Consider the following 26334-nt stretch of genomic DNA (forward strand, 5'->3'; position numbering starts at 1 on the left):
CAACGGCCAGTTCGCTGCCGGATCGTTCGGAATTGCCTATCGGCGGGCGGTCGTCAGCCGACCGGCATGGCCTTCAGTGTCACGACGGCGGCGGCGCCGGTGGTTGCGTCGACCGTCGCCTCGTCGCCCTCCTCGAGGCGCACCAGATCGAAGGCGGTCAGCTCGCTGCCGCAGTGCACCGTGCCGTCGAGGCAGACGACGAACGCCTGCGCGCCGGTCGGCACCCCCACGGCCGAGCTGTCGTTGACGACGGTCGCGACGTCCGCGACATACAAGCCTCGGCGGGTCATCACGTTGAAGTCGCGCGTCGGCCCGTCGGGGACGGTGCAGCTGACCGCTGTGCCACCGTCGAAGCGGTATGGCGAAAAGCGCTCCAGGAGACGACCGTTCAGCGTCATCCGACCAGGCGAGCACAGCACGATGACCCGATCGATCCCGTCCAGCCGCGAGAACGCACCGTCCTGCTGCACCTCCGCCACGCTCAGCCGCCAGCCGAAGTCTCCGTCGGCCGGGTGACGGGCGAGCTCGTGCGTGATGCCCCCGCCGCCCAGCCAAGGCATCGTCGTGGCGTCCGCGAAACGAATCACCTTGTCAGCCATCTGCTTTCGCCTTCCGTTATGCCGAGCCGTGGTGTCCCAACAGGCTCTCCGGTCGCCCTACTCAACCACCGATCGGCCCCTATCGGCTTGTATCGGTGTTTCCCTAGACAACGCTAGACGAGTCGATCGAGGGAACCACTCGCGTCATACCGACCGATTTGCCAGACTCGGGCGGTGACCGAATCGAGCCTCGACCTGCCCGACGTGCGCCACGACGCGTGGAAGGCGGGCTACCCCTACGACGTCAAGATGACTCGCAAGGAGTACGAGCGGATCAAACGAGGCCTGCAGATCGAGATGCTCAAGGTGCAGGCGTGGGTGAAGGACACCGGGCAGCAGGTCGCGATCGTGTTCGAGGGCCGGGACGCGGCCGGCAAGGGCGGTGCGATCAAGCGCTTCACCGAGCACCTCAACCCGCGCGGGGCGACCGTGGTCGCGCTCGGCACACCGACCGAGCGTGAGCAGTCGGAGTGGTATTTCCAGCGGTATGTCGCCCACCTGCCGGCCGCCGGGGAGATCGTCTTCTTCGACCGCTCGTGGTACAACCGAGCCGGCGTCGAGCGCGTCATGGGCTACTGCACCAACGCGCAGTATGACGAATTCATGCACTCCTGCCCGCAATTGGAGCAGATGTGGGTCAACGCCGGCATCCGGCTGATCAAGCTGTGGTTCTCCGTCGGGCGTCAGGAGCAGATCGCCCGCTTCGAGCGCCGCTCCACCGACCCGGTGAAACAGTGGAAGCTCAGCCCGACCGACCTCGCCAGCCTCGACAAGTGGAACGCCTACACGCAGGCGAAGGAGGCGATGTTCGAGCACACCGACACATCCTGGGCGCCGTGGACGGTGATCAAGTCCAACGACAAGAAGCGCGGCCGGCTCGAGGCGATGCGATACGTGCTCGACAGCCTCCCCTACCCCGGGAAGGACCGCGCGGTGATCGGCTACCCGGACCCCAAGGTCGTCGGCTCGGCCAAGCAGATCCTCGACGAGGGCGAGGACGGCTTCCAGGGCGGCTACCGCTCCGCCCGCTGAGCGCTGAGCACCCGCAAAAGCGCTTGTACCGCTGGGGTTTCGCGCGCCTGCGGCGACGACACGAGACACAGCTGCCAGCGCAACTGCTCCTTCAGCGGTCGTATGACGACTCCGGCCGGCAGTCCTCCGTCGGGCTCCGGGACCACCGCCACACCGAGGCCGGCGCGCACGTAGTCCGGCACCGTCGTCAGGTCCGGCACTTCGGCGAGCACCGAGCGCCGCAGTCCCTCACTCGCGAGGTAGCGGTCCACCTGCAACCGGTTGCCGAATCCCGCCGGCACGTCGACGAACGGCTCGCGGGCGAGGTCACGGACCGACACCACCGCCTCGTCCGCGCAGGAATGCTCCCGCGGCAGCATCGCGACGAACCGGACGTCCTGCAGCACGGTCGGCGCGAGATCCGCCACCTCCCGCGAGTCGAGGCCGACCAGGCCGGCATCGAGCCGGCCGGCCCGCAGCTCGCGCACGATGTCGCTCGATCCGCGAGGTCGCTGGGTCAGCGACAGCTTCACGTCCGGGTGCCGGCGGTGGAAGTCGCCGAGCCGTCCGGGAATGTCCAGCCAGCCGAGGCTGGTCAGCGTGCCGAACCGGATCCGGCCACGCAGCGGCGCCACCGGCTCACCACCGATCGCTCGGATCAGCTTCTCGTCGGCCAGGATCCGCTCCGCGATGGGCAGCAACCGCGCTCCCTCCGGGGTGAGCTCGACACGGCGGGTAGAGCGCAGCAGCACGGCATACCGGAGCTCCTTCTCCAGTGCGGCGACACCGGCGCTGACCGTCGACTGCACCGCGTTGAGCCGCGCCGCAGCCTGGGTAAAGCTGCGCGCGTGAGCGACCGTGACGAAGTATTCGAGCTGCCGCGTGTCCATGCCCGCCGATTCTAATCGGCAATAGCGATAACTGATGTGAGATTGTTCGTTGGACACGATAGGCCGCCAAGGCGGACGAGGGAGACCATGATGACAACCGCTCCCGGCCAGGCAGCTGCCCGGCCCGACACCGCGCGGCACCGCCACGCGTTCTGGCTGGTGGCCGCGGCCTTCGCCGCGACGATGTCCTTCACCACCGTGCGACTCCGATGTACGGGCTCTACCAGGCGCGGGACGGCTTCCCCACCCTGATGATCACGGTGATCTTCGCGGCCTACGGCTTCGGTGTCATGGGCGGTCTCTACCTGGCCGGCCACGTGTCGGACTACCTCGGCCGGCGCAGCGTGCTGCTGGCCGCCGTCGTCACCGAGCTGGTGTCCTGCCTGATCTTCGTCTTCTTCAAGGACGTCACGAGCCTGCTCGTCGCGCGCTTCATCTGCGGCGTCGGCATCGGCGCGCTCACCTCCACCGCGACCGCGCACCTCGCCGAGCTGCGCGGGATCGGCGCACCCGACGAGGACGGCCGCCGCGCCAGTCTGGTCGCGAGCGCGGTGAACACCGGCGGCCTCGCGCTCGGCCCGCTGATCGGCGGCATGCTCACCGAGTGGCTGCCCGACCCGCTCACCCTGCCGTACCTGGCATTCCTCGTCGCCCTGGCGCTCGTCGCGGCGGTGGCGCTGATCGCCCCGGAAACGGTCGAGGCCCCGGGCCGCCGGCCGGCATACCGACCGCAGCGCGTGCGCGTATCGCCTGAAGTCAGAGGTGAATTCATCGCCACCGGGCTGGCCGCCGCCGGATCGTTCGCGGTGCTCGGCTTCTTCACCTCGCTCACCGGCAGCGTGCTCGGCGAGGTGATGCACGTGCACTCGCGACTCGTGACCGGGCTCGTCGTCTTCGGCGCCATGGGTGCCTCGTCGGTCTCCCAGGTGGCGCTGCACGGCCTCCGGCCACGGCCCAAGCTGCAGGCCGGAATCGGGCTCATCGTGGCCGGCCTGGTGCTCGTCGCGGTCGGCGCCCTCGGTGCCTCGCTGGCGGTCTTCAGCACCGGCGGGGTGGTCGCCGGCGCGGGCATCGGACTGATCTTCGCGTCGAGCATCGCCGCCGCCAACCGGATGGCGGATCCGGCCGCCCGCGGAGAGACCGTGGCAGGGATGTTCCTCGCGGCATACACCGGCATCACCGTGCCGGTCATCGCCTGCGGCGTGCTGCTCACCTGGGTGCCCACGGTCGCCCTGGTGGTCAGCTTCGCCGGGCTGATCATCGTCGTCGCGGTGGCGTCCACCTGGCGGATGCTGCAGTTCACCCGTTGACAGCGTCACCGGCATACCCTGACGGTCGCACTCACGCCTGACGGCCGAATTCGACCGTCAGACGTGAATCTGGCCGTCAGAGTCGGCGAGGCAGCGGTGACACCGCTGACTGCTGCCGTCACTCAGCGCAGCGGCACGACCTCGAACCGCCCCTGCGGGTGCGCGATCGCGTCCTGCGACTGGATCAGCTGGATCTCCCGGGTGCCCGCGTCGTGAGTGCGCTCCATGATGGCGAACACCGCGTCCGCCGTATCGGCAAGCGCTTTCGCCGGTTCTTCGGTCATCCAGCGCGCCAGGAAGATCGCCGCGGTGGCGTCGCCGGCACCGGAGACGTACATCGGCAGCAGCGGCGTCGTCACCAGCCAGGCGCCGTCGTCGGTGACCACCGCCAGCTGCACCGAGTCCGCCGGCGTCTGGTCGGTCTGCACCGACGTCACCAGCACCACCCGCGGGCCGCGAGCACGCAATGCGTCGACGGCGCGCAGCAGCTCCTCGACCGTGCGCACCTCGGATCCGGTCAGGTAGTCCAGCTCGAACTGGTTGGGCGTGACGATGTCCGCCGCCGGAATCACCTTGTCCCGCATGAACTCCGGGATGCCGGGCCGCACGAAGAAACCGCGCTCGACATCCCCCATCACCGGATCGGCGCAGTAGATCGCCTTCGGGTTGGCGGCCTTCACCCGGGCGACCGCGTCCAGGATCACCGCGCCGACCTGCTCGCCGCCCTGATAGCCGGACAGCACGGCGTCGCACTCCCCGAGCACGCCGCGCTCCTCGATGCCGGTGATCACGTCGGCGACGGTCCCGGGCTCGAAGACGGGACCACGCCATTCGCCATACCCGGTGTGGTTGGAGAAGTGCACCGTGTAGACCGGCCACACCTCAAAACCCAGCCGCTGCAACGGAAACACCGCCGAGCTGTTGCCCGCGTGACCGAAGGCGACCGAGGACTGGATCGACAGGATGTTCACCGCGGCAGTGTATTGGGAGGACACCCCACGAAGTTCGACTCCTCCGCTGCGCTCCTCCGTCGATACTTCGCGGGGACCCCGAAAGGAGGCTCAGATCACCTGAGCCTCAGCGCCCGAGTCCGCGACGACCGGCTTGCCGGCGACCGCCCACTGCTTCATGCCGCCGTCGACGTTGACCACGTCGAAGCCCTGCTGACTCAACCAGGCGACCGCACGGCCGGAGCGGTTGCCGGACCGGCAGACGATCGGCAGCGGGTCGCGCTCGTCGGCCTCGGGGAGCTCGCCGAGCCGCGCCGGCAGCTCGCCCAGCGGGATGTGGATGGCGCCCGGGGCATGCCCAGCGTCCCATTCGTTCTGCTCGCGCACGTCGATCACGACGGCGTCGTCGGCCAGCTGCTCGGGAGTCGTCGATTCGCTCATGGGTCCATCCTCACCTACTTGAGCAGGCGCGACATACGCCGGTCGGCCAGCGGTTTGCCGCCGGTCTGACAGGTCGCGCAGTATTGCATCGACCGGTCGGCGAACGACACCTCGCGGATCACGTCGCCGCACACCGGACACTGCTCGCCGGTGCGCCCGTGCACCCGCATACCGGAGCGCTTCGCGTCCTTCAGCTCCTTCGCCGGTTTGCCGGACGCTCCCGCGATCGCCTCGGTGAGGACGTCGCGCAGGGCGTCATACAGCCGGTCGACCTGCTCCTCGTCCAGCTTCCCGGCGACGGCGTATGGCGAGAGCTTCGCGGCGTGCAGCGCCTCGTCGGAGTAGGCGTTGCCGACCCCCGCGATCACCGACTGGTCGCGCAGCAGACCCTTGACCTGGCTGCGCGAGCCGCGCAGCAGCTCGGCGAAGTCCGCCCGCGACAGCGAGAACGGGTCCGGCCCCAATGAGGCAATCCCGGGCACAGCGGAAGGGTCGCGCACGACGTGGACGGCCAGTCGCTTCTGGGTGCCCGCCTCGGTGAGGTCGAAGCCGGAGTCGTCGGCGAACCGCACCCGCAGGGCGATCGGTGACTTGCCGGGTCGCACCACCGTCTGCGGCAGCGCGTCGGACCAGCGCAGCCACCCGGCGCGGGACAGGTGGAAGACCAGGTGAATGCCGTCGACGTCCAGATCGATCCACTTGCCGTGCCGGGTCACGTCGGTCACCGACAGCCCGCCCAGCGAGTCCACCGGCGGGTCATACGTTTTGAGCACCGAGAAGGAGCCCAGCTCGACGCGGGCGACCGGCAGTCCGACGACGCGGGACGCCAGGAAGTCGACCAGTCCCTGGACTTCAGGCAACTCAGGCACCGGCATCACTCCTTGCGCCGTCGGACTCCTGGGCGAGCGCCCGCCGCACCAGCCGGTGCAGCGTGAAGCCGTCGGGGCCCTCGCACACCATCGTCCGGATCGGCCGGCCGCGCAGCTCGTCGCGCACCAACGGGTGACCGTGCGACAGCAGTTGCTGAGTCGGCGTCAGCTGCCGGATCGCAATGCAGGCAACGTTGTCCGGGTGGTCGACCGCGAAATCCTCGTAGAGCACCGGGTCGTGCTGACCGTCGTCACCGACGAGCAGCCAAGCGATGTGCGGGAACTCGCGGGCCAGCCGCCGCAGCGACTCGTGCTTGTGCGCTCGTCCGCTGCGGAAGATGCTGTCGCCCGTCGGGCCCCAGTCGGTCAGCAGCATCGGTCCCGACGGGAAGCCGTGCCGGCGCAGGAACCGAGCGAGGATCGGCTGCGTGTTCCACGCGCCGGTGGACAGGTAGACGATGGGCGCGCCCGGCCGGGACGCGAGCACCGATCGGTACATCGCGGGCATGCCGGGCACGACCTTGCGGGCGGTCTCCTGCAGCACGAAGCTGTTCCAGGCCGCGATCATCGGTCGCGGCAGCGTGGTCACCAGGCAGGTGTCGTCGACGTCGCTGATGATGCCGAAGCGCACGTCCGGGCCGATGACCTGCAGCGGCGCCGCGACCTGCAGGTCGTCGACGCTGATGGTCGCCGTGTGCCAGCCGGGCTCGAGGCCGTGCCCGGTCAGCTCGACGTCGAGATAACCGCCGCGGTCCGTCGTGGCCGTCGCGGTCGCCGTCCCGCACCGCACACTCACCTCGACGTCGGCGAGCGGCGCGGTGAAGAAGGCCATGAAGCCGCGCCGGTTCACCGCGGCCTCGACGGTCGGGACGGCAGCGCCCTGGCCGGCACGCGCCAGCACGACGCGAGCCAGCACGCGCGCGAAGCCGGTGCCGGCATAGCCGGTGTAGGGCAGCACCCGCAGCTTCCAGCCCCGCTTGCGCAGCCGTCGGGCGACGACCGCATTGATCGCGTCCTCGGCTCGGGCGGCGGGGTGGACTTTCGCCATACGGCTCAGGTTACGGGGCAGCGCGGACTACTGGTCACGGTCGTCCGGGTGAACCACGCGCAGGATGATCTCGGTCGCACTGCGCAGCGCCTCGCGCTCCTGGTCACTCAACCGGGCCAGCTCGGGTGCGAGCGCCGCGGCCCGAGCTGCGCGCAGCCGCTCCAGCTGCTCGCGGCCCTCGTCGGTCAGTTGGATCAGGGCGACCCGCGCGTCACTGTCGTCCGCGGAGCGAGTCGCCCAGCCCGCGGCCTCCAGCCGCTGCACCTGGGTCGTCATCGTCGGCTGGCTGCAGTGGTCGGCATGCGCCAGCTCACCGATGCGCGCCGGGCCGATCTGGTCGATGAGCGACAGGAGTCGGCCCTGGGCCGGCGGGATCCGCAACTCGGCGTGCCGGGTCGCCCAGCGATTGAGCCGGGCCACTGCCGCCAGCAGGCGGGCGCCCTCGAGATCGACGTCTTCGGAGACCATGACCGGCACCTTACATAGATATTCTATGTGCCGTCAATCCGCGCGGAGCTCGCGTTTGAGGATCTTGCCGGTCGCGCCCTTGGGCAGCGCGTCCAGGAAGGTGATCGTCCGCGGATATTTGTATGCCGCGACGCGTTCCTTCACGTAGTCGGTCAACGTCTCGGCGTCCAGTGTTGACCCCGGCTCCTTCACGACGTATGCCGCCACCTCCTCGCCGTAGTGCTCGTGCGGCACGCCGATGACCGCCGCCTCGACGACCTCGGGATGTGCGTAGAGAACCTCCTCCACCTCCCGCGGATAGACGTTGTAGCCGCCGCGGATGATCATGTCCTTCGCCCGGTCGACGATGAAGAAGTAGCCGTCCTCGTCCTGACGGGCGAGATCCCCGGAGAAGAACCAGCCATCGCGGATCGCGGCGGCGGTGGCGTCCGGGCGGCCCCAGTAGCCCTTCATGATCAGGTCGCCCTTGATCGCGATCTCGCCGATCTCGCCCTTCGGGGTGTCCGAGCCGTCCGACTCGGCGAGCCGCATCTCGACCCCCTTGAGCGGCACCCCGATGGAGCCGACCTTGCGCGGCCGGTCCGGCAGGTTGAACGACGCGACCGGCGACGTCTCGGACAGCCCGTAGCCCTCCAGGATCGTGGCGCCGAAGCGCTCCTCGAACTTGCGCATCACCTCGCCCGGCAACGATGCCCCACCGGAACAGCAGGTGCGCAGCGACGACAGGTCGACGTCGTGGTCGGCGGCCGCGGCGAGCATCGCGTTGTACATCGTCGGCACGCCCTGGAACACGGTGGTCCGGTCGCGCTGCATGATCTCCAGCACCTTGCCCGGCTCGAAGCGCGGGATCAGCGTGATCGCGGCGCCCGCGGCGACGGCGGTGTTGAGCCCGCAGGTCAGGCCGAAGACGTGGAAGAGCGGCAGGCAGCCCATGATCACGTCGCCGGGACCGACCGGCACCAACTGGTCGAGAACCATGCGCGCGTTGTCGTCGAGGTTGTGGTGGGTCAGCTCGGCGCCCTTGGGGTGCCCGGTGGTGCCGGAGGTATAGAGGATGACGGCGGTGTCGTCGTCGGCGCGGTCCACCGGCTCGGGCAGCGGATCGGCGTCGCCGAGCAGCGCAGCGAGGCCGGTCGGATCCACGACCTCGTAGTCGGTGCCGGTCTCCTGTGCGCCCTCTTGGCCGTCGCCCGGCATACCGAACATCACCGAGGCACCCGAGTCGGACAGGTAGTAGGCGATCTCGCGCGGCTTGAGGAGCGGGTTCATCGGCACGACGGTCGCGCCCGCCCAGAGTGCGCCGTAGAAGATCGCCGGGAAGGTCGGCAGGTTGGGCTGGGACAGCGCGACGCGATCGCCGGGCCGTATGCCGCGGGCGGCCAGCTTGCCGGCGAACTGAGCGGCGGCGTCGCGCAACTGTGCGTAGGTCAGCGTGAAGTCGTCGAGCTTGATCGCCAGGGCGTCCGGGTGCTGCTCGGCGGTCTGGGCGAGGTTGGCCGCGAGGTTCGTCATGGCGCAACTGTAGTTGGCTCACGTGATCCAGGTCACAGGATCAGCGCGGCGCGACCGGTTCAGTGGGCGACGGCCGCCGAGACGCTGCCGTCGCCCTGCTGCAGCAGCTCGTCCGCACTGTCCGCGCCGACGCCCGCGAGCAGCATGACGACGGCGACCTTGGTCCGGCCGCCGGCCTCCTCCAACGCCGCGGCGGCGGCGTCCTCGTCGACATCGGTCGCGGCGGCCACGATGCGCCGCGCCCGGTCGACCAGCTTGGCGTTCGTGGGCCGCATGTCGACCATGAAGTTGCCGTAGGTCTTGCCGGTCCGCACCATCGCCGCGGTCGAGAGCATGTTGCAGACCATCTTCTGCGCGGTGCCGGCCTTCAGCCGGGTCGACCCGGTGAGGACCTCCGGCCCGGTCGGGACCTCGATCGCGACCCGTGCCTCCCGGCCGATGAGCGAGCCGGTGTTGCAGGCCAGCGCCACGGTGTGGGCGCCGCGTTCGCGGGCCCGCCGCAGTCCGCCGATCACGTATGGCGTGCGCCCGCTCGCCGCGATGCCGACGACGGTGTCGCGCGGTCCGACGTCCAGGCCATCGATGTCCTCGGCGGCGGCGACCACGTCGTCCTCCGCACCCTCGACGGCTTGCACGAACGCGTCCTGGCCGCCGGCCAGCAGCGCGGTCACCTGGCCCGGGTCGGTGGCGAAGGTGGGCGGGCACTCCACCGCGTCGAGCAGTCCGAGCCGTCCGCTGGTGCCCGCACCGAGATAGATCAATCGACCGCCGGAGCCGAGCGATTCGGCAATCAGCTCGACGGCTTCGGTGATCTCCGGGAGCGCGCGCCGCACGGCGAGCGCCACGGTCTGGTCCTCGTCGTTCATCAGCTCGAGCAGCTGCCGGGTGTCCATCGCGTCCAGACCGTTGCTGCGCGGGTTGCGGGCTTCGGTGGTGAGGTCGCCGAGGTTCACGGTTGGCTCCGCCGCCGAGCCGACCGGCGCCGTTTGAGCGGTTTGCCGGCGCGCACCGCCTGATGGGTCCGCGCCAGCGCCTCGGTCGTCGCCTCCAGCGCCGACCGCGCGACGCCGACGAAGAGGAAGTCGACGACCGCGAGCTGGGCGGTGCGGCTGGCCAGCGCCCCCGAACGGAACGCGGTCTCCCGGGCGGCGGTGGTCAGCACGATGTCGGCGTGCTCGACGATCGGCGATCCGGCGAAGTTGGTGATCGCGATCGTCGTCGCGCCGGCCTCCTTGGCCGCCGCGAGCGCCTCGATGACGTCGAGCGTGCTGCCCGAGTGCGAGATGCCGATGGCGACGTCCCCGGCACCGAGCAGCACCGCCGACGTCATGGCGGCGTGGAACTCGGTCCAGGCGAAGGCGACCCGGCCCGCGCGGATCAGCTTGTACTGCAGGTCCGTCGCGACCAGACCGCTCGCCTGCACGCCGAAGATCTCGACCCGCGGAGCCGCCGCGACCGCCGCGACCGCCGCGTCGAGCGCCGACAGGTCGAGGTGCTCGGCGGTCTCCTGCAGCGCCCGCACCTCGTGGTGCACGATCGCCGCCACGATGTCCTCGGTCGTCTCCGCCTCGTCCAGATCGGCCGGGGGCCGCCGGCCCGGCGCTCCGAGCGCCGACTCGCGTGCGGCGGCACCGGCGAGCGCCAGCCGCAGCTGCGGGTAGCCGCCGAAGCCGACGCTGTGGCTGAAGCGGGCGACGGTGGCCACGGAGGTGTCGGCGCGGCCGGCCAGTTCGGTGATGGAAAGTTGTGCCGCCGCAGCGGGGTCCTTGAGGACCACCTCGGCGACGCGGTGCTCGGCGGGCTGCAGTTGCGGCAGCGCCGATCTCATCCGCACCAGCACGTCACGGGTCGGATCTGCCGACGGATCAGTGGAATCCTTGGCCATGACGCCCCTTTCGGCCCTCGACGCGAGGCGTCGCGAGATGCGATTCGTAGTGGCTGGTGCCCCTATACCTCCTGCGGTTCTCGCCCGTCACTGTAACCACCCGCCGGAAAGCTTGTGCCAATTGTGTGCCAGGAATCGAAAAAGATTCACATCAGCTCGGGCGTGACGGGTGGGCTTCATGACGGTTCATTCGACGCGATCGGATGGGGCCTGCGATCGGCAACAGCGGACGACGACCCGGTCGGGCGCCAGCGTCGAAGCGCATGATCAATAGTGCACGCTCAGCGGGGATCTCCGGCAGTTATTCGCAGAACTGCGAAGCCGCTGAAAGCTCACTGCACGACGGAGTCCGAAGGAGGCGGGGTGATCGTCATCGGCAGCATTTCCGGCACGTCCGTGGACGGCATCGACATGGCCGAGGTCGTCAGCCGACTCGTGCCGGGCTGAACGCCGCCGAGCTGCGGGCGTAGCCGATCGCCAGCACGACGGCACCGGCGATCACCACGGTGCTCGGTGCCAGGGTGGCGGCGAATCCGCCTGCCAGCACGACGATCCCGGGATGCATCGCCCACAACACGCCCATCCCCCGGCCGGGACCGGTGCCCATCAGCCCGCCGGGCGCCGGACCCTTGTGTGCGTAGAGCAACTGCCCACCGCTGATCAGCAGCGCCGCGCCGAGGCCGTATGCCGCGGCACTCGCGCCGGATCCGGTCAGCACACCGACCGCCGTGACGATCACGAACTGCAGCACCGCCACCGGCGCCAGGTGCAGGATCGCTTCGTGCGACCAGGACAACCCGAGCAGCGACTGGTCCCCGGCCGCGGCGGCCTGCCCCTGGAGCCCTCGGGTGAGTCCGGTCGCTGCGATGTGCGCGAGCACCAGCACAATGGGCAGCAGCAGCGGCGAGCTGGCGTTCTGCACGGCGTGCAGCCCGACGACGACGAGGGCGAGGAGCTCGAGCACGGCCCAGCCCAGGGACGAGGTCCAGGTCCGCAGGATGCCGTAGACGTCGGCCATGATCACGGTCAGGTGGGGACCGGCGACCCGGATCTGCTCCGGCGTGTGCCGCAGTTTCAGCGAGAACGCCTGCGCCCGCGCGCGTCTGGTGTCGGACACGATCAGCGACGAGGTGACGGCCTCGGACAGCAGCGACTGGCGCAGCAGCTCCGGTCCCGGCAGCGCTTCGACGAGCGGCCAGCTCGCCATACGGCCGATCGGGGCGTGACCGCGCGCTTGTCCGCGCAGCCAGGACTGCACGATTAACAGGCCGCCGAGCAACCCGATCACGGCGCCGATCGCGAGCGCGACCGGAGCACCGCCGGACATCGCGAAGCCGATCGGGATCGCGACGCCGAGGCACAGGCAGGCGGTCATCACCATCAACTGGCTGCCCCACCACGAGTCGCGCAGCGTCAGCCGGCGCGGAAGGTCTGTCGCCACGACGAATTCGATGTGCCCCGGCTCGGGCAGCACCGGCCCTCTGGCGGCGCCGACCTTGAAGGCGACGGCCGCGAGCACCAGCACGGTGAGGATCGCGATGCCGATGGTGGCGAACGGCTGCTGCTGGAAGAAGCGCCGGATGCCCGGCCACTCGTCGAAGAGGTAGTGCGCCAGCATCGAGCCGTACACCGTCCCCACCAGCGCCGCGAGGTAGGCGCCGAACAGTGACGACGACATCGGGCCGCCGTCGCCGCGATAACGCAATTCGTAGGCGTCGGAGAGCCTTTCGCGTTCCTCGGGTGTTGCCTTCGTGGTGGGCATCACTTGCCCTGCGGGAAGCGGACGATGCGGGTGGCGGTCGAGTCGGCGAGCGCCTTGTCGTGGCAGACCCAGACGACCGCGCCGCCCGCGTCGGCCCGCTCGCGCAGCACCTCCCCGAGCAGGGCACGGCGTTCCTCGTCCAGGCGCTGCTCCGGCTCGTCGAGCACGAGCAGCGCCGACGGGCGCAGCAGCACCATCGCCAGCTCGACGAGTTGTCTTTGACCGGAGGACAGTTCGGCCAGGTAGCGATTGCCGAAGCGCATGATGTCGAGCCGGTTGAGCACCGCGGCGATGCGTTCGCCGGCGCCCTCCCGGTCACCGCCCCAGGTCTGGTCGATGAGGATCAGGTGGTCGGCGACGGTCAGGTCCCGGTAGCCGGCGACCGGGCCGATCAAGGGCGCGATGACCCGCCGGGTGGCCGGGTCGCGTTCGTCGATGGGCTGGTCGTCCATCGTCACCGTGCCGCTGGTGGGCTGCAGGTTGCCGGTGAGCACGCGCAGAAAGGTTGTCTTACCGGCACCGTTGGCACCGACGATCGCGATGTTCTCCCCGGCCTTCACCGTCATCGAGGTGGGCGGCAGCATCGTCACCTCGCCCTGCACACAGGTGACCTTGTCCGCCTTGATCCGCTGGAAGGTGGGCACCGCGATGCTCATGAGAGCCACCCGACGTGGCCGACCAGCACGGCATACCCGACGAAGGCGACCGAGTCGAGGATCGTGTGGGTGATGATCAAGGGAAGAACTCTCCTGGTGCGTAGATAGACGGTGCCGAGGATCAGCCCCATCACGATATTGCCGGCGAACCCGCCGAACCCTTGGTAGAGGTGGTAGCTGCCGCGGATCAGCGCCGAGCAGACGACGACCGCGGGCAGCGCCCACCCCGCCTGGCTCCAGCGGGTGTAGAGGTAGCCGACCATCACGACCTCCTCGGCGATGGCGTTCTGCGCCGCGGAGAGCAGCAGGATCGGCGTCACCCACCAGTGGCTGCCGAGATCGGCGGCGACGACGGTCGTGTTGAGCCCCAGGTCGCGGGCGACGACATACAGCCCGAGCCCCGGGATGCCGATCAGCGCCGCCATCCCCGCGCCCCAGGCCAAATCGGTGCGCCAGTGGGTGGTGTCGATGCCGAGATAGCGCCTCGTGCGCGGGATGTCGCGTGCCAGCAGATGGATGGCGAGCAGCGCCGGCACCACGCCGAGGACGATACCGACCAGCTGGTAGACCAGGTCGAGCCACGACTGGCTGGTCGCCGAACTGTTGAGCGAGGAGGTCTGCTGGTTGAGCGCGACCGTCGACTGCAGGTCGCGAATGATCGACAGGATCGAGTAGATCGCCGACGCGCCGAGACTCAGCAGCAGCAGCAGAATCGTCTCGGTGACCAGCGTCGGTCGCCGTAAAGAGGTCGACGGCACTCGCAGCGGTCCGCGCCACAGCGTGCGAACTTCACGCGTCAGGGCCGTCACCCGGCCATATAACCACCTGACCCTGGGCCGACGCAGGCGCGTCTGCCCAGGGTCAGGTCGGGGCGACTACCTCTTCAGGTGGTCCCAGTGCTTGAAACCGGCCGCCTTCGCGGACTCCTCGTCGGTGAACCACACCTCGGCCTCGGTCTGCTCGTAGTGCGGGCTGTCCGGTGTGTGGAAGAGCATGGTGTCGGCGTTGCCCTTGATCGTATGGCGAGCCGACGGCGCGCTCCCGTCTTCCCGGGGCGAGGCGGCGCCCTCCCCGAACTGCTCGCGCATCGGGTCAGGCTGCGCGGTTTCGTCGGCCGGGAGCGCCGTGGACTGCTCAGCCTGTGCGGGTGGTTCTTCCGGCTCGGCGGGCAGCGCCGTCGACTCCTCCACCTGCGCCGGCGACTCGTCCGGCTGGGCCGGCAGTGGCGACTCCTCGGCCGGTGCCGGCGGTTGCACCGGTTCGGTCGGCAGCGCGGAGCCGGGCTTCGTGACGTCCTGCTCACGTGCCGGCATCGCGCTCTCCGTCGGTGCGGCATCGCCGACCGGTGGCTGGGCCGGGATCGCGCTGCCGCGCTTCTCACGGTCCCAGTGGGCGAAGCCGGCCGAGGTGGCCGCCGCCTCGTCGGTGAACCACACCGCCGGGCTGGTCGCCTCGTAGCGCGGGCTGTCCGGCGTGTGGAAGAGCATCGAGTCGGCGTTGCCCTTGATCGGGTGTCCCACCGGCGCAGAACCGTCCGGCCGGGGGGACACAGCTCCCACGCCGAACCGCTCGGTCATCGGGTCGACGCCGGACTCGTCGGCAGCCACCGCCTCGTCGGCGCCGCCGCCCACCGCGGCGTAGCCGGTGCTCTCGCGGCTCTGGTCGGCGCTCTCTTCGCTCGACGGCGGTGCCGTCGAGACGTCCTCGGCGGCTGGCTCGGCGGCAACCGGTTCCGGGGTGGTCGGTTCGGCGGCAGCCGGTTCGGAGGTGGTCGGCTCCGGGGTGACCGCTTCGGAGGCAGCCGTGTCCGGCGCTTCGGCTTCGCTCGCCGACCCGAGTTGCCCCTCGGCCGGCTGCTCCACCGGGGTTTCCGGCAACGAGGCGTCGTCGTGCTGCACGGCCTCGGCGGCGGTTTCGCCGGGGGCGCCCGCCGGGCGGATCATCGGGTCGTCGTTCTCCGCGGCGACCTCCGCGTCGGCGGCGGCGCGGACCTGGGCATGGTCGTCGCCGGCGGCGGTGCCGCTCGCGACCACCTCTTCGTCACCCAGCGAGCCGGTGTTGTGCACGACGGGTTCGGGCGCGCCGGACGCTCCACGCGCAGCCTCGTCGGGGCGGGCGACATATTCCGGTTCACCGGCTTCGTTCGGCCGGCCGACGTCCTCCGCCGCCTCTTCCTCGGCGCCCACCGGTTGACCGCCCAGGTCGGTGCTCGGACGCTCGGCGCGTGCTTCCTGGTCGAACACCGGTTGACCCGTGGTCCCCGCGGCGGCTCCGGCCGCTGTCGTGTCCGCGGGGCGGTCGCTCGACGCCACGTGGCGCCCGATCGTGGCCTGGCCACCGGCACCGCCCACGCTCTTGCGACGGGACAGCAGCCACCAGACGATCAGTGCGATCACGATGATGGCGATCACAATCCAGATCCAAACCATTTCTGACCGACCCCTTTCAGTGAAGAACGTTGACGAATGGCGCCCGGGAGACGGGCTGCCGACCGCCGTTTCGCTCACACTACGGGTAGAACGTGCGGGCGCCGGGTTAGCGCGCCGCGCCTTTCCATCCCTCCTTAAGCTGGCGCTCGTGTCAACACTTTTCCGTCATCCGCGCATCTACACCGGCAACGCGGAGCAGCCGTTCGTCACCGGACTCCTCGTCGAGGGCGACCGGATCATCGCCGCCGGAACGTACGGCGAGCTGGCCGCCGGCCACGCGCCGGACACGACCCTCGATCTGCCCGGGGCGCTCGTGCTGCCGGGGCTGCACGACGCGCACATTCACACTGCCGGCGTGGCGCGTGCACTGGCAGCGGTCGACCTGCGGGCCGCCCGATCCCTGGCCGAGGCGCTCGAGCTGGTCCGCGCCCACGTCGAGGGTTTGCCTTCTGGCGCCTGGGTCTTCGGCGGCCGCTGGGACACGAACAAGTGGGAGCGGCCGGTCCTGCCGACGGCTGCCGACCTCGACGCGGTGAGCGGCGATCACCCGGTCGCCCTGTCCAGCATCGACGGGCACACCTTGTGGGCCAACACGGTGGCATTGCGGGCCGCCGGCATCGACGCGTCGTGGCCCGACCCGCCCGGTGGTATGGCGGTGCGCGACACCGCAGGCAACCCGACCGGCATCCTGCGGGAGAACGGCCAGGACCCGATCGGTGAGATCGCCGCGGGGCCCGCACAGGGTGACTTGCGCGGGCCGTTGCTGGCCGCTCAGGAGCACTTCCTCTCGGTCGGCCTGACCTCGGTGACCGACCTCAACGGCGAGGAGACCCGGGCGGCATACCTCGCGATCAAGGATGCCGGACAACTGAAGATCCGTGTCACCAAAGGCATTCCGATGGAGGCGCTGCAGACGGCCATCGGCGAGGGGCGGCGCACCGGGGACGGGGACGACTGGTTCCGGGTCGGGCCGGTGAAGTTCTTCAGCGACGGGGCACTGGGGTCGCGTACGGCATACCTGAGTCAGGGCTACGCCGACAACCCGGCCAATCGCGGGATGCCGGTGATGACTCACGAGCAGTTGTATGACGCCGCGCGCGCGGCCGTCGAGGCCGGGATCGCGGTGGCAACGCACGCGATCGGCGACGAGGCCAATCATGTGGTGCTCGACGTCTACGAGCAGGTCCGCCGCGACACGGGCACGACCTTGCCGCTGTCGATCGAGCACACGCAGTTCCTCCAGCCGGGCGATGTGCCGCGGCTGTGTGAGCTCTCGGTCACCGCATCGATGCAGCCGACCCATTGCACCAGCGATATCGACCTGGTGACCGCGCTGCTGGCCGACCACGATCTGGTCGGCTACGGCTGGCGCAGCGTCCTGGATTCCGGTGCCGAGTTGGCGTTCGGCTCGGACGCGCCGGTCGAGGAGGCCAATCCGTTCCACGGCATCCACGCGGCGGTGACCCGGCAGCGCGCGGACGGCTCGCCCGAGGGTGGCTTTCAGGCGGCCGAGCGGATCACCGTCGCGGAGGCCATCGCGGCATACACCACCGGTCCGGCGAAACTCACCGGCGCAGCGAGCGTCAAGGGCACGCTCATGCCCGGCCGGCTGGCGGATTTGATCGCGGTCGACACGGACATCACGGATCCAGCGGTGCTGGTCGACGAGCCGCTGCGCATCCGGGAGACCCAGGTGCTGCAGACGATCGTCGGCGGCGAAACCCGCTGGCACCGCGACTAGTCCCTCTTGCTTGCGTTGTGAACCTGCGCCGCCGCCGAGTGGCACAGTTGCCACCGAGTGGCACAGCTGCAGCTGTGCCACTCGCGAGTTGCTGTGCCAGTCGGCGGCGAGCAGGCCCGCACCTCAATCCGCCGCGCGCTGCTCCCCCGGCCGCACGAGGCCCGCTTCGTATGCCGCAATGACCGCCTGTGCGCGGTCCCGGGCGCCGAGCTTGGCGAGGATCCGGTTGAGGTGCGTCTTCACGGTGCCTTCGGACACGAAGAACAGCTGCGCGATCTGCGCATTGGAGCGCCCGTGCGCCACCTCGCGCAGCACCTCGCGTTCCCGAGCGGTGAGCGCTGCGAGGGCAGCCGCGTCCTCGCCGGGCGGCGGGTGCCGGGTGAAGTCCTCGATGAGCCGGCGGGTGATGCTCGGCGCGAGCAGTGTGTCACCGGCCGCCACCTGGTGCACCGCGTCGACCAGCCGGTCCGGCGGCGCGGTCTTGAGCAGGAACCCGGCGGCCCCGGCGCGGAGCGCGGCATACACGTACCGATCGGTGTCGAAGGTCGTGAGCGCCAGCACCTTCACCGGCAGGCCGGCGTCGCGCAGCGCGGTCGTCGCCTCGACACCGTCCATGCCCGGCATCCGCAGATCCATGAGCACGACGTCCGGCCGGTGCTCGCGGCATGCGGCCAGCACCGCGCGCCCGTCCTCCGCCTCCGCGACCACCTCGATGCCGGGGTCACTCTGCAGGATCATCCGGAAACCGGCCCGCACCAGCGCCTGGTCATCGGCGATGACCACCCGCAGCACCTCGTCCGAGTTCACCGCTGCTCCACCGGAATCCGCGCGCAGACGCGGAACCCGCCGGCCGGCGTACGGGTAGCGTCCACCGTGCCGCCATACACCTTGGCCCGCTCACTGGCGCCGCGCAGCCCGAACCCGCCACCGGGTGTGGCCGGCTGTTCGTCGCGCGCCGGCCCGTCGTCGTCCACGGTCAGTTGGAGTATGCCGTCGACGAGACGCACCTGCGCCCGTGCCGACGGTGCGGCCGAGTGTTTGCGCACGTTGGTGAGCGCCTCCTGGACGATCCGGAACGTCGCCAGTTGCGGCCCGACCGGCAGCACCTGGGCGAGCTCCGGCGCAACGTCGGCCTGCACCACGACGCCCGCGGCAGCGGATCGCTCGAAGAGTTCCGGCAATGCACTGAGGCCCGGTTGTGGTCCCAGCCCTAGCGATTCGTCTCCGTCCCGCAGCACGCCGAGCAGCCCGGCGAGCTCACCGAGCGCCTGCCGGCCGACCTGCTGGATGGTGCGCATCGCCGCGGCCGCCGAAGGGTCGCCGTCGCCGGTCCGCTCCGCCGCACCGGCCTGCACGACCATGACCGTGACGGAATGCGAAATGACGTCGTGCAGTTCCCGTGCGATCCGGCTGCGTTCGCGCTCGGCGGCATCCCGTGCCTGCAGCTCCAGCTGCGCCTCATGTCGGACGGCCGCCTCACGCAATCGCTCCGCCTCAGCTGTGCGCGCCCGGATGGTCCAGCCGGCGACCAGCGTCGCGATCACGAAGACGAAGCCGAAGAGCCAGTTGCCGATGCCGTTGCCGAACGACCAGGTCTGAATTGCGAAGGCTGCCAGAAAGATTGCCGCCGCGATGAGGGCGGTCCGGGTCGACGTCCAGGCGCAGACGGTGTAGACAGCGACCACCGGCGCCAACAGCACCATCATCCCCTGATTGAGCGGGACCCCGGACACCGTGTCGCACACACCGGCGAGCGCCACCACCACGACCACCGCCAGCGGCCGCACCCTCCGGAAGGTCAGGGCCGCCGCCATCACGACCTCGGCGAGCAGAGCCGGCACCTTCGGCGCGAGAGCAGGAGTGCTGAGAACCTCCACCACCGCACCGGCCGTGAGGGATCCGCTGAGCGCGATGTCGAAGAGCGACGGGCGGGTCGGGCGGTCCATCCCGACATCGTCGCGCCGATCGGGCGCCGGCGCGTCCACTTCCGGTTGAATGCGCCCTCCACCCACGGGTCGAGACCGGCACCACCGGACGTCATACCGCCACGACGGCGAGTTCCGACCACAGGCAGACGCGCACCACTGCCCGTCCGCGACACCGTAGGTCGTGCCGGCGAACGACCGGCAGCCGATCCCGGCACAACCGACGGATCACCTTGACGGAGAAGGGGATTACCCAATGCGCACATTCACTCGCACCTCGCTGACGACCACTGCGATCGCCGGGCTGCTCACCGCCGGCGCGGCCGGGGTCGCGCACGCAGCGCCGGCCGGGACCGCCCAGGCCTTCCAGCTGCACTACAACTCGGCCGTTTCCGAACAAGTCGGCCAGGTCATCGGGCACGGACCGATCAGCGGCGCCGGCACCGACGTGGAGAACATCGGCGACACCGGTGGCCAGGCGACCTTCACCTTCCGCGACGGCACCGTCGTGCTCAACGTGCGCATCGGCAGCGAAACGCCGGCGCTGAATCTGACCGCCTGCCAGGCGAAGGTCGCCCTCGAAGGAACCTGGGACATCGACCACGGCACCGGGGCGTATGCCGCCGCCACCGGCAGCGGCACCTACAGCGGCTCCCGGATGATCTACGGCACCCGGATCAAGGGCGTCTGCCAGGGTCCCGACTCGGGGGTGGAACCGCGCATGTCGACCGAGAACGTCGTCCTCACCGGTGGCGTCTCGGCCGGCTAACCCCCACTACGTCACGTCCTGGATCCGTCGCCAGGGCCGCGCCTCCTCGAGCTGCAGCGCCAGCCGCAGCAACATTGACTCGGTGCCGTGGTTGGCCGAGAGCATGGCGCCGATGGGCAGCCCGTCCTCGGTCGTGCCGGCCGGGACGGAGAGGGCGGGAGCACCCGTTGCGTTGTGCAGCGGGGTGAATCCCGCGTATTCGACAAGCCGGCGGAAGTGCTCTTCGGCGGGCAGGTCCGCGGCGAGGTAGCCGAGCTTCGGGGTGGTGTGCCCGACTACCGGGCTCAGCACGACGTCGGGTCCCTTCGCGAAGGCGGCCCGCGATGCCACGGACGACGCCAGCAGCCGGGAGAGGTAGACCGGTGCCTTCCAGAGCCGCCGGCGGCCCGCCGCGGCGAGCCCGAGTGTGAGCGGCTCCAGCTTGTCCCGGTCGAAGCCCGGTCCGAAGACCCGCGGGCCGGTGGCCGCCAGCACCATGGCCAGGAATCGCCAGTAGTCGACGAAGTCGTCGCGGAAGAACTCGGGCACCGGCAGCTCATAGGGCTCGACCTGGTGGCCGAGCGTCTCCAACAGGTCGGCGAGGGACTGCACGGCGGCGCGGGTCGGACCGTCGGTGGGCGCGGTGACCGGTGAATCGAGCAGCAGGCCGATGCGCAGCGGCCGGTCGATCGGCCGGTCGACAGCCTCGATCGGTGGCAGCAGCCGGTTGCGGTGCACCCCTTGCGCGGCGAGGTAGAAGTTGGCGACGTCCCGGACCGACCGGGCCAGCACGGAGTCGGTCACGATTCGCACCGGCATGGCCTCGCCGCCGTCGGTCAGCCGCAGCCGCCCACGGGTCGGCTTGAGCCCGATCAGACCGCAGGCCGCGGCCGGGATCCTGATCGAGCCGCCGCCGTCGTTGCCGTGCGCGATCGGGACCACGCCGGCCGCCACCCAGGCCGCCGAGCCGCCCGAGCTGCCGCCGCTGGAGTGGTCCAGATGCCACGGGTTGTGTGTCTGCCGGCTGAGCGTCTCGGTCGTCGCGGTCCAGCCGAACTCGGGCATGGTCGTCGTGCCGATCGGGATGATCCCGGTCTGCCGGAATTGCCTGACGACGCGTCCGTCCTTCGCCAGCGGAGTGGCCGGTATGGCGGCCGAGCCCTCCCTCATCGGCATACCGCCGACTCTGACGTTGTCCTTGAATGCAGCGGGCACGCCCGCGAATTCGGCACTTCCCGGCGTCCGGGCGCGGGCCCGCGCACGCTCGAAGTCCGGACACGCGAGAGCCTGCAACGCCTCCTCCACCCGCTCGGCGCGCGCAATGGCCGCGTCGACTGCTTCGGCGGCACTGATCTCACCGGACCGGATCCGGTCGGCGACACCGGTCGCGTCCAGGTCACCCAGGGCGTCGTCGGTGAAGGCGTGGACTCTGGTCGTGGTCTCCCGAGTGGTCACGCCGCCAACTTACTCGTCGGTATTTACGGAACAGACAAACGCAAGCCGCGGGCCCGGCTTGGCAGTGACTCCGCCGGACTCGCGGCTTGCGCCATTGGGGTCATCGAAAGGGAGAATGACGACCCGACAGGTGACCGGAGAAGTTGCCTCCGCCGGCCACCTGCTTGGTTGGGCGAGGTGACGTCAGCTCACCCAGAGATCGGACAGGCTCGGCATGCTGATCAGCGGGTCCATGACCACGTTGTGCACGTTCTTGCCGTACGTCGCGCTGTTCATCGAGTAGTTGTCCGGCAGCGACGGCACGTAGGTCGTCATCAGCTCCTTGTCCAGGGCAGCCCACTTGGGAGCTGCCGCGGTCGGGCTCAGCGCGCCGATGGCGTCCATCTGCTTGTTGACGGCGGCGTTCTTGAACTGACCCACCGACAAGCCGGAGGAGATACCGGCACCGTTGAAGAGGACCGGGTAGACCGAGTCACCGGTCGGCCAGTCGTAGCACCAACCCGGCGTGCCCTGGCCCATGTTCACCGGGGCGCTCGGGTCCGCGATCTTCTTCTCGTACTCCGCGGTCGAGACCGGCAGGTCCTTGACCTTGAAGCCCGCGGCCGTGAGGCCGGCCTTCAACGCGTTGTTGGCGTTGACGGCCGTCGGCTTGTCGCTGCGGAAGTAGTAGGACAGCTGGAAGCCCAGCTTGTTGTCCTTCTTCAGCATCGCTTTGGCCTTGGCCGGGTCACCGTTGCCCTGACCGGTGGCGTAGGGCAGCGGCGGGTACTTCTTGAAGCCCTGCAGGCTCGGCGCCGCGAACGTGGTCGCCGGCTGGTAGCTCAGCGAGGACAGGCCCTCCGCCTTGCGGATCTCGTTGAACGGCCACGCGTAGCCGATCGCCTTGCGGATGTCGAGCGGCACCTTGCGGCTGTCGATCTCCACGAAGTACTCACACGAGGACGGGCCGAGCGCGAACTGGTTCTTCTGCGCACCGGTGACCTTGGACGCCAGCGAGGAGTCGATCGGGTCGATGTTGACCGTGTTGGTGCCGACACCGCTGTTGGACAGGATCCGCTGCTGGGAGGGCAGGTCGACGATCGAGAAGTTGATCTGGATCTTGTCCGGGTAGGCGTGCCGCACCGGGTCGGTGTTCGCGTTCCAGTTGTTGTTGCGCACCAGGACCATCTTCTGGCCCTTGGTGAAGCTCTGCACCTTGTAGGGACCGGTGGTGACCGGGTTGCTCTGGTAGTTGCCCTTGGTGTCCTTGGCCTTGGGGACCGGACTGAACTCCGGGAAGGATGCGAAGTAGTTGAACGACGGCATCTTCTTGGTCAGGTGGAAGACCAGCGTGTCGGTGCCCTGGGTGGTGACACCCGGGAACTTCACGTTCGGCTGCGCGTAGGGGCCCTTGTAGGTGTCGCCGCCCTTGAGGAACTGCATCTGGTAGTTGGTGCCGTTGGCGCCGACACCCTTGGTGTCGAAGGTGCGCTCCATGCCGTAGACGAAGTCCTGGATCTTGACCGGCGACCCGTCGGAGTACTTCAGGCCCGGGCGGATCTTGAACGTCCAGGTCAGGCCGTCCGCGGACGGGGTCCCCACGTTGGTCGCCAGGTCGGGCACCAGCACCGGCTTGCCCTTGACGATCTTGTACTGCGTCAGCGCCCGGTAGAGGTACTGCGTGGCGAACGCGTTCGAGTCGATGTAGTAGATGCCGGCCGGGTCCATCGTCGGCGGGTTGGAGCCGTCGTCGATGTACAGCGTGCCGCCCTTCTTCGCCCCCGGAATGGCCGGCGCCGGACCCTTGAGGTTCGGGTCGGTGGCGGCCACCGCCGCCGAGGTCTGCTGCGATGCCGCGGTGTTGTTCCCGCCTCCACCACTGCTCCCGCTGCCCGACGGGCCGCCGCTGCTACAGGCGGCCAATGACACAGCAGTGGCGCCCGTGGCCGTCAGCACGACCATTTTCGTCCAGCGCATTGTGATTCTCCTTTTGATCGTCACTTCCTGGGGTTGCCAGGAAGAGTCGGTTCATCACTCCGCCCCCAGACCCCCGGCTCGCACCACGCACTGAGCAGTCCAGGTCACTGCTCAGGCCACGTGGTCAGGAGGTGGAACCAACATTCGCGAAAAGTAACGCCGGACTTTGGGGACTTCCTGGACGGTTTCTGAACGTTCCGAGTTCGATGCCAAGTCGTAATGGGCGTGCTCTTGCGGGTCGATGCGGAACGTTACTCAGCTGTTTCTCAGCTGACTCCCTCATCGACGCCAGGACGTGCTGCTGCACGCGCCAGATCCCATCGGCGCACACCCTCAGTGTATGCCGGAACCGCGGCCAGCCGGTCGTGTTCGACCGCGGCATCGAGCCACCCCAGCAACGACGGATCCGCTTGCTGCACAAAGAAGCTCAGCTGCCCGGCGTCGAGCGACAACACCCGGCGGCAGAGCCGTGCATTGGGCGCGAAGCGCCGGCCTGCAGCGATGTCCAGCAGGTCGCTCGGACCCTCGATCGCGGCCTCGTTGAGGATCGACTCGATTTGGGGGCTGTCGGCGAAGCGCGTCGCGTCAACGACATACAAATGCAACATTTCGGCGACGCCGGCCGCCGCGAGACAGCGGTCGACGGCGAGCTCGTGGTTGCCGGTGACCCGGATGTCGTCGAGCGCCAGGACGAACGCGCCGGCGAGGTCACGCTCGGGGGTCAGGTCGCCGGCGCCGATCGCACCGCGCCGGTCGGCCACCGTCATCCGGGCATAGTCGCCGTTGCTCACCCCATCGCGCCTGATGCGGAAGGTCCCGACCTCGAGGTCGGGCCGCAGGGCTCGCAACTGCTGCACGAAGGGCGCGAGCAGGCTGTATGCCGCGGGCGGCACGTGCCCGAAGGCCGAGGTCGTCACCAGCACGGGGCGGCTCGGCAACCGCTGGGCGGCCAGCGCGGCCAGCGCCACCGCGAACCGCCGAGCGACCGCCACGTCGCCGTGCTTGAAACGGGAGTAGCCGCGGGCGTCGACGACCGTTGTCCGCAGCAGTCCCGGGCCTCCGGCGGACGGATCGAGGGGCGCCGCGTCGGGCAGCCCCTGCGCCGACGACAGCTCGGTCAGGCAGATGCGCGCCGCACCCTCAGCCATGACGTGCTCCTTCCGGCGTCGCAGCGGACCGTCGGTCCGACTCGGCGAACAGTGCGGCGGTTCCGGCCGGATAGCCGGCCAGGAAGTCCGGGCCGGTCGCCTCGGCATCGGCCCGGAAGCGCTGCACGAGGTCCGGTGGGCACTCCGCGAGGAAGTCGCCGACTCCGGGGTCGGCCAGCAATCGTTTGAGGAAGCGGATCGTGGGGACGAAGTCGCCGCGGTGCACGGACGGCAGCATGTCGTGGACCGTGCGGACCCCCGCGTGGTTGAGGGCTGCCTCCACGCTCGGGTCGGCGGCCAGTTGCTCGTCGCAGGTCGCGATGTATGCCGCGACGATCTCGCCGATGCCGGCGTCCTGCAGCAGATCGAGCATCACCCGCTCGGCCAGTCCGGTGACGCGCACATCGTCGACGACGACGGCCACCGCGTCCCGCACCGGCTCGGTGAGCCGGAAACCAATACGGGCCAGGTCGTTTCGCCGGTCCTCCGCAGATGATGCCGCGTAGTCGATGTGCGTCACGGCATCCTTCCGGACCTGTATGACGCGCGCCTCCGGCGCGTCCGGCCGCAGCTCGCGCAGCCGGGCGGCGACCCGGTCGGCGAGGTAGCGACACGCGGGCGGCGCGACGAGGAAGGCCACCGGCAGGACCACCGGTCGCGGATCCGCGAGCAACCACGGGCAGTCCGCGATCAGCGCATCACTGACCTCGTCGGCGAGCCGGTGCATGGCCGGCAGGTCACCATGCTTCATCAGGGAGTAGGTGCGGGTGTCGAACGGCGCACCCGTGCGCGCGTCGACCGGCTGCGTCACGGTGCCGGTCAGCGCGTGGGCCGTGACGCGGGTGACCCGGGTGATCATCGGAATGCCTTCAGCACGCGCAGCGTCGAGACGTCGTCCGGCTGCACCAGGGTGGCGGCGAGACCGGCGGTCCGCGCGCCAGCGACGTCTGCGGCCGGGTTGTCGCCCACGTGCAGCACGCGCGCCGCCGGCACACCGAGCGTCGCGCACGCCTCGGCGAACATCCGCGGATGCGGCTTGGCGACGCCCAACTCGTTGGAGAAGACGGCGGGTAGGCCGCCGAAACCGGCTCGCACCAGCAGTTTTCGCATCAGCTCACCGCGCAGCATGCCGGTGTTGCTGGTGAGCACCACCGGCATCGGCAGCCGGGACACGGCCGCGGGAAGTTCCACGTGCAACGGCCGCGGCGGATGGGCCAGTGCGAGGCGCTGCTGCGCGTCATACAACTCCTCGACGCGGCCGGGGAGCGGGGCGGTGGACAGTCCGAGTGCCAGCAGCGTGGCCTCGATCCGTCCGGCGAAGCCGACGTCGACGCCGTCCCGCACGCAGCGGTCGTCGACGTCCCGGTCGGCCTGCCGCATGGCCGCGTGGAAGACACCAGCCGGCACGGAGGGCGCCAGCGCGTCGCGCAACATCGTGTTGCGGGCCGGTTTGAACGCCGGGTCACTGGCGAGCAGCGTGCCCCAGATGTCCAGACTGATCCCCGCGGGGCGCGCCGTCGCCATACGTAGA

Annotated in this window: 25 protein-coding genes; 4 read left to right on the plus strand and 21 right to left on the minus strand. The window is 69.8% G+C overall.

Annotated features, from left to right (window positions below; genetic code table 11):
• Positions 1 to 53: 53 nt before the first annotated feature.
• Positions 54 to 599: a HutD/Ves family protein gene (locus ACN8HC_RS02370; protein ID WP_490073261.1), complete on the minus strand. Its 546-nt coding sequence runs from the start codon at positions 597 to 599 to the stop codon at positions 54 to 56.
• A 174-nt stretch (positions 600 to 773) separates the two neighbouring features.
• Between ACN8HC_RS02370 and ppk2 the strand changes: the two genes are divergently transcribed.
• On the plus strand, positions 774 to 1631 hold the full coding sequence (gene ppk2, locus ACN8HC_RS02375) for a polyphosphate kinase 2 (RefSeq protein WP_490073262.1): 858 nt from the start codon (positions 774 to 776) through the stop codon (positions 1629 to 1631).
• Here ppk2 and ACN8HC_RS02380 read toward each other — a convergent pair.
• Entirely contained in the window at positions 1613 to 2500 is an 888-nt protein-coding gene (locus tag ACN8HC_RS02380; RefSeq protein ID WP_490073263.1) for a LysR family transcriptional regulator, read from the minus strand. The two genes, ppk2 and ACN8HC_RS02380, sit on opposite strands and share 19 nt — an antisense overlap.
• 209 nt (positions 2501 to 2709) lie before the next feature.
• Here ACN8HC_RS02380 and ACN8HC_RS02385 point away from each other — a divergent pair, with 209 nt between their 5' ends.
• Positions 2710 to 3810 (plus strand): MFS transporter, encoded by a 1101-nt coding sequence (locus tag ACN8HC_RS02385; protein ID WP_490073264.1) that lies wholly within the window; start codon positions 2710 to 2712, stop codon positions 3808 to 3810.
• A 122-nt stretch (positions 3811 to 3932) separates the two neighbouring features.
• On the opposite strand, the gene pdxY is transcribed toward ACN8HC_RS02385, so the two are convergent.
• The 12 genes from pdxY to ACN8HC_RS02445 form a co-directional block, all read right to left on the minus strand.
• Positions 3933 to 4781, minus strand: a complete 849-nt coding sequence (gene pdxY, locus ACN8HC_RS02390; RefSeq protein WP_490073265.1) for a pyridoxal kinase PdxY — start codon at positions 4779 to 4781, stop codon at positions 3933 to 3935.
• Between the two features lie 90 nt (positions 4782 to 4871).
• Complete coding sequence (locus ACN8HC_RS02395; protein ID WP_490073266.1) at positions 4872 to 5201, minus strand: rhodanese-like domain-containing protein; 330 nt, start codon at positions 5199 to 5201, stop codon at positions 4872 to 4874.
• Positions 5202 to 5215: 14 nt separating this feature from the next.
• Positions 5216 to 6070 carry an Fpg/Nei family DNA glycosylase gene (locus tag ACN8HC_RS02400; RefSeq protein ID WP_490073267.1) on the minus strand — a complete coding sequence of 285 codons (855 nt, stop codon included), beginning with the start codon at positions 6068 to 6070 and terminating at the stop codon, positions 5216 to 5218.
• Positions 6063 to 7118: an App1 family protein phosphatidate phosphatase gene (locus ACN8HC_RS02405; protein WP_490073268.1), complete on the minus strand. Its 1056-nt coding sequence runs from the start codon at positions 7116 to 7118 to the stop codon at positions 6063 to 6065. The genes ACN8HC_RS02400 and ACN8HC_RS02405 overlap by 8 nt, the downstream gene beginning before the upstream one ends.
• Positions 7119 to 7145: 27 nt before the next feature.
• A complete protein-coding gene (locus ACN8HC_RS02410) occupies positions 7146 to 7586 on the minus strand; it encodes a MarR family winged helix-turn-helix transcriptional regulator (RefSeq protein WP_490073269.1) in 441 nt (146 codons plus the stop codon).
• Positions 7587 to 7619: 33 nt separating this feature from the next.
• Complete coding sequence (locus tag ACN8HC_RS02415; RefSeq protein WP_490073270.1) at positions 7620 to 9098, minus strand: long-chain-fatty-acid--CoA ligase; 1479 nt, start codon at positions 9096 to 9098, stop codon at positions 7620 to 7622.
• Positions 9099 to 9157: 59 nt separating this feature from the next.
• Positions 9158 to 10051 carry an N-acetylmuramic acid 6-phosphate etherase gene (gene murQ, locus ACN8HC_RS02420; RefSeq protein ID WP_490073271.1) on the minus strand — a complete coding sequence of 298 codons (894 nt, stop codon included), beginning with the start codon at positions 10049 to 10051 and terminating at the stop codon, positions 9158 to 9160.
• Entirely contained in the window at positions 10048 to 10983 is a 936-nt protein-coding gene (locus ACN8HC_RS02425) for a MurR/RpiR family transcriptional regulator (protein WP_490073272.1), read from the minus strand. Before ACN8HC_RS02425 ends, murQ begins: the two co-directional genes overlap by 4 nt.
• Before the next feature lie 424 nt (positions 10984 to 11407).
• Positions 11408 to 12745, minus strand: coding sequence for a hypothetical protein (locus ACN8HC_RS02430; protein ID WP_490073273.1), 1338 nt, complete (start codon positions 12743 to 12745; stop codon positions 11408 to 11410).
• Positions 12745 to 13401 (minus strand): ABC transporter ATP-binding protein, encoded by a 657-nt coding sequence (locus tag ACN8HC_RS02435; protein ID WP_490073274.1) that lies wholly within the window; start codon positions 13399 to 13401, stop codon positions 12745 to 12747. The genes ACN8HC_RS02430 and ACN8HC_RS02435 overlap by 1 nt, the downstream gene beginning before the upstream one ends.
• The gene (locus ACN8HC_RS02440) at positions 13398 to 14210 is read right to left on the minus strand and encodes a CPBP family intramembrane glutamic endopeptidase (RefSeq protein ID WP_490073275.1); all 813 of its coding nucleotides are present in this window, start codon (positions 14208 to 14210) and stop codon (positions 13398 to 13400) included. The genes ACN8HC_RS02435 and ACN8HC_RS02440 overlap by 4 nt, the downstream gene beginning before the upstream one ends.
• Positions 14211 to 14276: 66 nt before the next feature.
• Positions 14277 to 15830: a sunset domain-containing protein gene (locus tag ACN8HC_RS02445; RefSeq protein WP_490073276.1), complete on the minus strand. Its 1554-nt coding sequence runs from the start codon at positions 15828 to 15830 to the stop codon at positions 14277 to 14279.
• Positions 15831 to 15978: 148 nt separating this feature from the next.
• Between ACN8HC_RS02445 and ACN8HC_RS02450 the strand changes: the two genes are divergently transcribed.
• Entirely contained in the window at positions 15979 to 17571 is a 1593-nt protein-coding gene (locus ACN8HC_RS02450) for an amidohydrolase (RefSeq protein ID WP_490073277.1), read from the plus strand.
• A gap of 123 nt (positions 17572 to 17694) precedes the next feature.
• On the opposite strand, the gene ACN8HC_RS02455 is transcribed toward ACN8HC_RS02450, so the two are convergent.
• The gene (locus tag ACN8HC_RS02455) at positions 17695 to 18378 is read right to left on the minus strand and encodes a response regulator transcription factor (protein WP_490073278.1); all 684 of its coding nucleotides are present in this window, start codon (positions 18376 to 18378) and stop codon (positions 17695 to 17697) included.
• Positions 18375 to 19517, minus strand: a complete 1143-nt coding sequence (locus ACN8HC_RS02460) for a sensor histidine kinase (RefSeq protein WP_490073279.1) — start codon at positions 19515 to 19517, stop codon at positions 18375 to 18377. The genes ACN8HC_RS02455 and ACN8HC_RS02460 overlap by 4 nt, the downstream gene beginning before the upstream one ends.
• Before the next feature lie 235 nt (positions 19518 to 19752).
• On the opposite strand from ACN8HC_RS02460, the gene ACN8HC_RS02465 reads away from it, so the two are divergent.
• Positions 19753 to 20265 (plus strand): hypothetical protein, encoded by a 513-nt coding sequence (locus ACN8HC_RS02465; protein WP_490073280.1) that lies wholly within the window; start codon positions 19753 to 19755, stop codon positions 20263 to 20265.
• A gap of 6 nt (positions 20266 to 20271) precedes the next feature.
• Here ACN8HC_RS02465 and ACN8HC_RS02470 read toward each other — a convergent pair whose 3' ends face one another.
• The 5 genes from ACN8HC_RS02470 to ACN8HC_RS02490 form a co-directional block, all read right to left on the minus strand.
• Positions 20272 to 21699 carry an amidase gene (locus ACN8HC_RS02470; protein WP_490073281.1) on the minus strand — a complete coding sequence of 476 codons (1428 nt, stop codon included), beginning with the start codon at positions 21697 to 21699 and terminating at the stop codon, positions 20272 to 20274.
• A gap of 183 nt (positions 21700 to 21882) precedes the next feature.
• On the minus strand, positions 21883 to 23655 hold the full coding sequence (locus ACN8HC_RS02475; protein ID WP_490073282.1) for an ABC transporter substrate-binding protein: 1773 nt from the start codon (positions 23653 to 23655) through the stop codon (positions 21883 to 21885).
• A gap of 266 nt (positions 23656 to 23921) precedes the next feature.
• On the minus strand, positions 23922 to 24803 hold the full coding sequence (locus ACN8HC_RS02480; protein ID WP_490073283.1) for a phosphoribosyltransferase family protein: 882 nt from the start codon (positions 24801 to 24803) through the stop codon (positions 23922 to 23924).
• Positions 24796 to 25662 (minus strand): phosphoribosyltransferase family protein, encoded by an 867-nt coding sequence (locus ACN8HC_RS02485; RefSeq protein ID WP_490073284.1) that lies wholly within the window; start codon positions 25660 to 25662, stop codon positions 24796 to 24798. The genes ACN8HC_RS02480 and ACN8HC_RS02485 overlap by 8 nt, the downstream gene beginning before the upstream one ends.
• Positions 25659 to 26327, minus strand: a complete 669-nt coding sequence (locus ACN8HC_RS02490) for an HAD family hydrolase (protein WP_490073285.1) — start codon at positions 26325 to 26327, stop codon at positions 25659 to 25661. The genes ACN8HC_RS02485 and ACN8HC_RS02490 overlap by 4 nt, the downstream gene beginning before the upstream one ends.
• Between the last annotated feature and the right edge of the window lie 7 nt (positions 26328 to 26334).

Source organism: Flexivirga sp. YIM B11880 (genome assembly GCF_058148645.1).

Bases quoted from the DNA above. Each gene is read 5' to 3' on its own strand.
- ACN8HC_RS02370 (WP_490073261.1), bottom strand. From the start codon at position 599: ATGGCTGACAAGGTGATTCGTTTCGCGGACGCCACGACGATGCCTTGG.
- ACN8HC_RS02380 (WP_490073263.1), bottom strand. From the start codon at position 2,500: ATGGACACGCGGCAGCTCGAATACTTCGTCACGGTCGCTCACGCGCGC.
- ACN8HC_RS02385 (WP_490073264.1), top strand. From the start codon at position 2,710: ATGTACGGGCTCTACCAGGCGCGGGACGGCTTCCCCACCCTGATGATC.
- ACN8HC_RS02395 (WP_490073266.1), bottom strand. From the start codon at position 5,201: ATGAGCGAATCGACGACTCCCGAGCAGCTGGCCGACGACGCCGTCGTG.
- ACN8HC_RS02405 (WP_490073268.1), bottom strand. From the start codon at position 7,118: ATGGCGAAAGTCCACCCCGCCGCCCGAGCCGAGGACGCGATCAATGCG.
- ACN8HC_RS02410 (WP_490073269.1), bottom strand. From the start codon at position 7,586: ATGGTCTCCGAAGACGTCGATCTCGAGGGCGCCCGCCTGCTGGCGGCA.
- ACN8HC_RS02415 (WP_490073270.1), bottom strand. From the start codon at position 9,098: ATGACGAACCTCGCGGCCAACCTCGCCCAGACCGCCGAGCAGCACCCG.
- ACN8HC_RS02425 (WP_490073272.1), bottom strand. From the start codon at position 10,983: ATGGCCAAGGATTCCACTGATCCGTCGGCAGATCCGACCCGTGACGTG.
- ACN8HC_RS02430 (WP_490073273.1), bottom strand. From the start codon at position 12,745: ATGCCCACCACGAAGGCAACACCCGAGGAACGCGAAAGGCTCTCCGAC.
- ACN8HC_RS02435 (WP_490073274.1), bottom strand. From the start codon at position 13,401: ATGAGCATCGCGGTGCCCACCTTCCAGCGGATCAAGGCGGACAAGGTC.
- ACN8HC_RS02445 (WP_490073276.1), bottom strand. From the start codon at position 15,830: ATGGTTTGGATCTGGATTGTGATCGCCATCATCGTGATCGCACTGATC.
- ACN8HC_RS02460 (WP_490073279.1), bottom strand. From the start codon at position 19,517: ATGGACCGCCCGACCCGCCCGTCGCTCTTCGACATCGCGCTCAGCGGA.
- ACN8HC_RS02465 (WP_490073280.1), top strand. From the start codon at position 19,753: ATGCGCACATTCACTCGCACCTCGCTGACGACCACTGCGATCGCCGGG.
- ACN8HC_RS02475 (WP_490073282.1), bottom strand. From the start codon at position 23,655: ATGCGCTGGACGAAAATGGTCGTGCTGACGGCCACGGGCGCCACTGCT.
- ACN8HC_RS02480 (WP_490073283.1), bottom strand. From the start codon at position 24,803: ATGGCTGAGGGTGCGGCGCGCATCTGCCTGACCGAGCTGTCGTCGGCG.
- ACN8HC_RS02485 (WP_490073284.1), bottom strand. From the start codon at position 25,662: ATGATCACCCGGGTCACCCGCGTCACGGCCCACGCGCTGACCGGCACC.
- ACN8HC_RS02490 (WP_490073285.1), bottom strand. From the start codon at position 26,327: ATGGCGACGGCGCGCCCCGCGGGGATCAGTCTGGACATCTGGGGCACG.